Source organism: Pandoraea sp. B-6 (genome assembly GCF_000282835.1).
Classification (GTDB): domain Bacteria; phylum Pseudomonadota; class Gammaproteobacteria; order Burkholderiales; family Burkholderiaceae; genus Pandoraea; species Pandoraea cepalis.
The window spans coordinates 4,578-10,933 of sequence record NZ_KB290551.1 but is presented as its reverse complement, the minus strand read 5'-3'; the positions used below and the strand labels follow the sequence as shown (position 1 = coordinate 10,933).

Below are 6,356 nucleotides of genomic sequence, written 5' to 3'. Positions count from 1 at the left end.
GGGCGGGGCCGCCGGCGGCTGGCCGACGATATCGGCAGATTTACGCCGGTCAGCCCCCCACACGGTGAGCTCTCCCTTAGACGGTGGTGGTGTCGCAGCGCTTTTGCGACGGCGCGGGTCAGAGGTGCTTGTAGTAGAACGTCGTGGCACAGAAGGCCCCGTCGGGCATCAGTGCGAATTTCGGCACGTCGCCCGCGCGTTGCCAGCCGCAGCGCAGATATAGCCGTTCGGCATCGCCGCCAGTCACGGTATCGAGTACGAGCACCTGACGCCCCTCGGCGCTGGCGACCTCGTCAACGGCAGCCATCAATTGCCGAGCCACCCCCAGCCGCCTGGCCGAACGATGAACCAGCATCTTGGCGACGTCCGCTCGATGCGGTTGGTTTTCCGGCAAATCGAGCAACAACTGCACAGTACCGACGATTTCACCATCTTGAGCCGCGTCGGCTTCATGCCGACGGGCGACGAGCAACGCACGCTCACCACGCGCGACGCCTTCAGCCACGTTGCGCCAGAATGCGGTGGCGCGCTCACGTGTAAGCGGTAGCATGAAACTCACCGATGCACCGCCCTCCACGCAGTCGATGAGTATGTCGGCAAGCACATCGATCGCCGCCAAGGCTTGGGCCCCGTCGAGTCGTTGCACGGCGACGGGCGAGGCGACTGATGATAAATCAAGCGACATCACTGTACTCTCCTTGCAGCAACGAACGGTAGCGTGACGAGCCCGACCAGGTAGCGTGCAGTGGCCGGCGTGGGATTGTGGAAGCCGATCGGTTGATCGAGCCGCATGGCCAGACAATCGCCAGTGTCGAGCCGCCACGCGACGTTGCCCAGCGTGACTTCGATGGCGCCATCGATGACCCAGATCTGCTGCCAGACCTCATTCTCGCGCGCTCCGGTATCGTAGGCGACGCGCTCACCCGCGAGAAACTGCACTTCGACAAGCTGCAACGGCGACGGCTGCGCCGGCGAAAGGTTGCGTCGCACGTAGCCCGAGTCCGGATCCGTCCAGACCGGCTGGTCAGCACGGCGTGCGAGCGGCGACGGTGGCGTGTCTTCCCGTGCCCGGTCGTCGAACAACGACGCGAGCGTTACGTCGAGCGCGGTGGCAAGCTTATCGAGCACGTTGGCCGTCGGACTGGTCTGCGCCCGCTCGATGAGCGAGATGCTCGAGCGGCTCACGCCGCTGCGTTCCGCCAGCGTATCCAGCGAATAGCCGCGCTCGCTGCGCAGATCGCGCACACGGCGGGCGATACGTTCGTTAATGTCCATGGTTTCCAGTGTACTGGAAATTAATATCCAGTAAAATGGATGTCATTGTTCACGCCGTCATCCACGGCTTCTTGTTTGCGGGACCCCTCACATGACTTCCTCGCTCATCGTGCGCGACGCCACCGACGCTGACCTCCCGGCTATTCGCGACATCTATAACGACGCTGTCGAGCACACGACCGCCATCTGGAACGAGGTGCTCGTCGACGTGGACAACCGGCGCGAGTGGCTGGCGGCACGCGTGGCGCGCGGGTATCCCGTGATCGTCGCCGAGCGCGACGGCAAGGTCGCGGGATACGCGTCGTTTGGCGACTGGCGCGCGTTCGACGGCTATCGTCACACGGTCGAGCACTCCATTTACGTGGACAAGAACGCGCGTGGCGGCGGCGTCGGCGAGACGCTCATGCGCGCGCTGATCGAACGCGCGCGCGCCATCGGCATTCACGTGATGATCGCGAGTATCGAAGCGCAGAACGCACCGTCGATTCGGCTGCACGAAAAGCTCGGCTTCCTTACGGTCGGCACGTTCAGCGAAGTCGGCACGAAGTTCGGTCGCTGGCTCGATCTCACGTGCATGGAATTGCGTATCGACGCCACGCGTTGAAACACGCGCCGCCGGCCTCGTTCGATGCCGCTATGTCAGAAATGATATAGCGGCATTTCTCATTGGGCATAGGCAACATCACCCGCTTCGAATAACGACTGCCCGCGCCCGCTGCACGGCGTGCATTGGGCGACAGCACATGCGCATGCTCTCGCGGTGCGCCATGGCCAACCTTGTCATTCCTGGACTCGGCGTGTAGCCTTGCTACGTCCGGTGTCACTCATGAAGCGTCTTCTCACCGAATTTCACGAGCGCATCACGGCAGGTGAATGTCACGCATCGTGACCATGCCTCGTGGGTCGAGTCGGCAAGTGTCCGATGTCTCGCCCCGGTTCTCGTTGCGGTGCCGTTTTGTGCGCATTGGTGTCCGCGCGAGCTTGGTGATCGTGATACATCCCCCCAAAACAAGACGGACGGAACGCTTATGCCGCGCCTGCCAAGAAAGCCCGCTCCTCCCGCGGTTGTGTCGAGCGACGACGCTCGTCACGATGCCGCCGCCGAATCTCCCGCGTCTTCCCGAAGCTCCCAGCGTCCCGATGGCGCCCCCGGAGTCGCGGTGACGCGTCGCGGGTTTCTCAAGGCGTCGGTGATTGCGGGTATCTCCGTGTATATCGCTCCGCTGGGCAGCCGGGCGTTCGCCGCGCTGTTCGAAGACAAGAACCTCACGCCGGTCGCGTGGGACGCCGTCAAGGGACAAGCGAAGTTCCGTATCGACGGCACGGCCAAGGTGACGGGTGAAAAGATCTTCGCGCGCGACGTGCGCTCGCGCGACATGCCGGGCTGGCCCGTGCAGCAAGCCCATGCCTTCGTGCTGCGCGCGACGCATGCCGACCGCGCATATCTAGGCTTCGACCTCTCGCGTCTGAACGATGGTCTGCAACCCGATCGTGTTGTGACGGCCGACGATCTGGCGCGCGACGGGATCGCGTTCCCCGGATTCTATGGCGACGACATGTTGCTGCCGGCCGGCAAGACGCCGGCTTATCTCGGCCACGCCGTCGCGATCCTGATCTATCGCGACTTCACGCGCTTTCGCTTCGCCAAGGACAAGCTCAAGTTCCATGACGAGATCATTCGCTACGGCGGCGTGACGGGCCCGCTCGAGCGCGATCCGTGGGGCAGCTTCCGCTTCGTGCGCGTGGGCGGCAAGACGGCGTATGACGATGACGTCTACTCGAGTCTGAAGGACGCGCCGATCTTCCCGAGCATGATGCGCAAGCATCTGCCCGTGTGGCCGGATGACAACGACCACGGCAAGCTCGACGAGCAAGGCATGGCGTACGCGGCCAAGATCGGCGAATCGCTCTCGCACCCGCCGGAGAACTGGCTGGTGATGTCGCGCGAGTACCGCACGCAGTCGATCGACACGGCAGCGCTCGAACCCGATAACGCCAACTGCTGGTACGACGCCGCCACGCAGACGCTGCACATGGTGGTGCCCACCCAATCGCCGTCGGAAGTCGCGGAGAACGCGGCGGCCATGGCGGCCAAGGGCCACTTCCCGGTCAAGCGCCTGATCGTCTATCCGTGCTACACGGTGGGCTACGGATCGAAGGATCACTACAACATGCCGTTCTACGGTCTGGCCGCCGCGATGTACGGCGACGGCCTGCCCGTGCGCCTGGCCAACGACCGCTACGAGCAGTTCCAAACCTCGCTCAAGCGTCACGCGTTCACGCTGCGTTATCGCCTAGGCGTCGACAAGGAGAGCGGACTGCTCCAGGCGTTCGCGGCCGACATGGAATGCAACGGCGGCGGGCGGATGAATTTCTCGCCATCGGTGGCGATGGTCGGGGCGACGGCAGCGCAGTCGATCTACTACATCCCGCAAAGCGATCTGGCGAGCGTGGCAATTGCGTCGCGGGCCGTCGATGCCGGTTCGGCGCGCGGTTACGGCACGCTGCAGTCGATGGCCGCCACGGAAATGATGATCGACGAGATGGCGGCGCAGCTTGGCGTCGACGCCATCGAGTTCCGTCTCAAGAACGCGCTGCGCTCGGGCATGAAGAACACGCAAGGGGCGATTCCTGCGGGCGCGGTGCGAGTGGATGAGGTGCTCGCTCGCGCGAAACGGCATCCGTTGTGGACGCAGCGCGAAAAGAAAAAAGCGGAGTTCGAGGCGGCGCATCCGGGACGCCGTTACGGGGTCGGATTCGCCTGCGTGCAAAAGGACTTCGGCACCGGTGCCGAGACCTCGTTCGCGCGTGTCGAGATCGACGAGACGGGCAAGATTTCGTTGCATCACACGGCCGTGGAGATCGGCACCGGCACGTCGACGTCGCAGGCGGTTGCCGTGGCGAAATGGCTTGGCATGCCGGCCACGGAGGTGCATGTGGCGATCACCGACTGGCCGGAGTTGCCGGTCGTGACGAGCGGCGATCCGTATCTGATGTCGCAGGCCGATCAGGACAGGCTCGCCGCCAATCCGCGTTGGTCGCCGGGATACGCCTCGCCGTCGAGCGCGACGAACTCTGCCTACTACTTCACGCACAGTACGCGAGAAGCGGCGCGGTTGCTCTTCATGCAGGGATTGTGGCCGGCGGCGCTGTCGATCTGGCGTCGCGGCCTCGGCGGCGGACAGGCCGCACCGCTCGTGGTGCGCGCGGAAGACGCACGCTGGGTCGACGGCAAACTCACGGCCGCCGGGCTCGAAGCGCTGCCGTTACCCATGCTCGCGAAGGCGGCGCACGAACTGGGCCTGGTGACCGGAGCGACGGTGCATGTCTTCAATCGTTGGCAGTGGGCCGAAGCGGACTGGGATCTGGGCAACGGCGCGATGCAGCGACTGCCCGTCGATGGCATTGCGTTGCGCTTCGGACAGGGCGGGGCCACACCGTCGACCGCCACTGCGTCGTCGTCGGCCACCGGCTATCGCACCCTCGATCGCAAGCGCGTGTACTACCCGCCGGTGCAGCGTAACAACGCAGCGGTGACTTACTACAGTGCCGTCGGCACGCTCGTGGCGCTGTCGGTGCACGAGGCAACCGGCAAGGTCGAACTGCTCACCCATCATTCCATTGTCGAATGCGGCAACCAGATCTCGCCGCAACTCGTCTCGGGCCAATTGCAGGGCGGTCTCGCGATGGGGATCGGCCATGCGCTGCACGAGTATCTGCCGCTTTATGAAGACGGCCCGGGCAATGGCACATGGAACTTCAATCGGTATCACCTGCCGCGTGCGGTCGACGTCGCCGTGTGGACGCAAACCGGAGAAGTGTTGCCACCGATCTCCGAAACCGACGTTCCGAAAGGCATTGCGGAAGTGGTGATGATTCCCGTGGTTGGCGCGATTGTGAACGGCCTCGCGCATGCGATCGGCCATCGATTTACGATGTTGCCGGTGACACCGGAGAAGATCCAGGAGGTACTGGCATGACAAACGCTTCGAGCACACCGCAGGCCGCGTCGGACGCCACGGCGTCGGCGGGCGCGGGACAACCCATGAGCGCGGCGAGTGCGGCAGCGGCACCGCTTACGGCGAATGCGGCGGCAGGCACGGCAGCCCCGGCAAACGGCAAAGCACCGTGGGAGACGTTGCCCGTCACAGTGAAGGTGAACGGTGTGTCGCATGGCCCGATGGACGTGCCGGCCGGTTTGATGATGATCGACTGGCTGCATGAGACCCTGGGCCTGACCGGCTCGCGTCTGGGCTGCGGGCAGGGCATCTGCCACGCCTGCGTGGTGATCGTCGATCACGCCGACGGCAGCAGCGAAACCGTACGCACGTGTATCACCGGGACAAACTATTTCGACGGCAAGACGGTGCGCACGGTGGAAGGCCACGCGGTGCGCGATGCCGACGGCAAGCTCACGCTCGCACCGATCCAGAAGGCGTTTCTCGATCACTTCAGTTTTCAGTGCGGCTACTGCACGCCGGGCTTTGTGAATGCTGCAACGGTGTTGATCGAACGTCTGAAGCGCCACCCGGTCGCGCGTGCCGATCTCGAAGCGGCGATCACCGAAGGACTCAACGACCATATCTGTCGGTGCACGGGGTATGTGCGCTATTACACGGCCGTGCGCGATGTCGTGCTCAAGACGCCCGGTTGTATCAGGGATGCGAAATGAGGGGGGACGCCATGCGCCTGAATCGCGCCTCCCGCTGGAGCGCGCGCGCGGCCTGTCTTGTCGCGCTGCTGCTCGTCGCCGCCTGCAACGACTCGACGGTGCCCAAACCACCCAAGCCCGCCCAGCCGCCAATGCCCAAGACGACGGCGGCGCCCGCGCTCGTGACGAGCGGGATGGCTGCGGATGCACCGAGTCCCTCGGCATCGACGGCCAGCGGTGGGGCGGCGGCATCGCCTTCGCCGTCGCCGGTGGCGAAGGCATCGCCCGACCTGATCGCTCGCGGCCAATATCTGGCGCGAGCGGCCGATTGCGCCGCCTGCCACACGAGCGCGAACGGCGCGCCGTTTGCGGGCGGCGTGCCGCTCAAATCGCCCTATGGCACGTTCTACGGCACCAACATCACCCCGGA

The 6,356-nt window shown here is 64.7% G+C and carries 5 protein-coding genes and 1 pseudogene; 4 read left to right on the top strand and 2 right to left on the bottom strand.

The window, feature by feature from the left end; genetic code table 11:
- Nucleotides 1-118: 118 nt before the first annotated feature.
- Nucleotides 119-685 carry a GNAT family N-acetyltransferase gene (locus A985_RS0119595; protein ID WP_017235076.1) on the bottom strand — a complete coding sequence of 189 codons (567 nt, stop codon included), beginning with the start codon at nucleotides 683-685 and terminating at the stop codon, nucleotides 119-121.
- Entirely contained in the window at nucleotides 685-1,275 is a 591-nt protein-coding gene (locus tag A985_RS0119590; protein WP_017235075.1) for a helix-turn-helix domain-containing protein, read from the bottom strand. The genes A985_RS0119595 and A985_RS0119590 overlap by 1 nt, the downstream gene beginning before the upstream one ends.
- 91 nt (nucleotides 1,276-1,366) lie before the next feature.
- On the opposite strand from A985_RS0119590, the gene A985_RS0119585 reads away from it, so the two are divergent.
- From A985_RS0119585 to A985_RS29500, 4 genes and pseudogenes are all read left to right on the top strand, one after another.
- Nucleotides 1,367-1,879 carry a GNAT family N-acetyltransferase gene (locus A985_RS0119585; RefSeq protein ID WP_017235074.1) on the top strand — a complete coding sequence of 171 codons (513 nt, stop codon included), beginning with the start codon at nucleotides 1,367-1,369 and terminating at the stop codon, nucleotides 1,877-1,879.
- Nucleotides 1,880-2,435: 556 nt separating this feature from the next.
- Complete coding sequence (locus A985_RS0119580) at nucleotides 2,436-5,255, top strand: xanthine dehydrogenase family protein molybdopterin-binding subunit (RefSeq protein ID WP_017235073.1); 2,820 nt, start codon at nucleotides 2,436-2,438, stop codon at nucleotides 5,253-5,255.
- Nucleotides 5,252-5,947: a (2Fe-2S)-binding protein gene (locus tag A985_RS0119575; RefSeq protein WP_017235072.1), complete on the top strand. Its 696-nt coding sequence runs from the start codon at nucleotides 5,252-5,254 to the stop codon at nucleotides 5,945-5,947. Before A985_RS0119580 ends, A985_RS0119575 begins: the two co-directional genes overlap by 4 nt.
- A 131-nt stretch (nucleotides 5,948-6,078) precedes the next feature.
- Nucleotides 6,079-6,356 (top strand): annotated as a pseudogene (locus A985_RS29500) (cytochrome c); the annotation flags it as partial.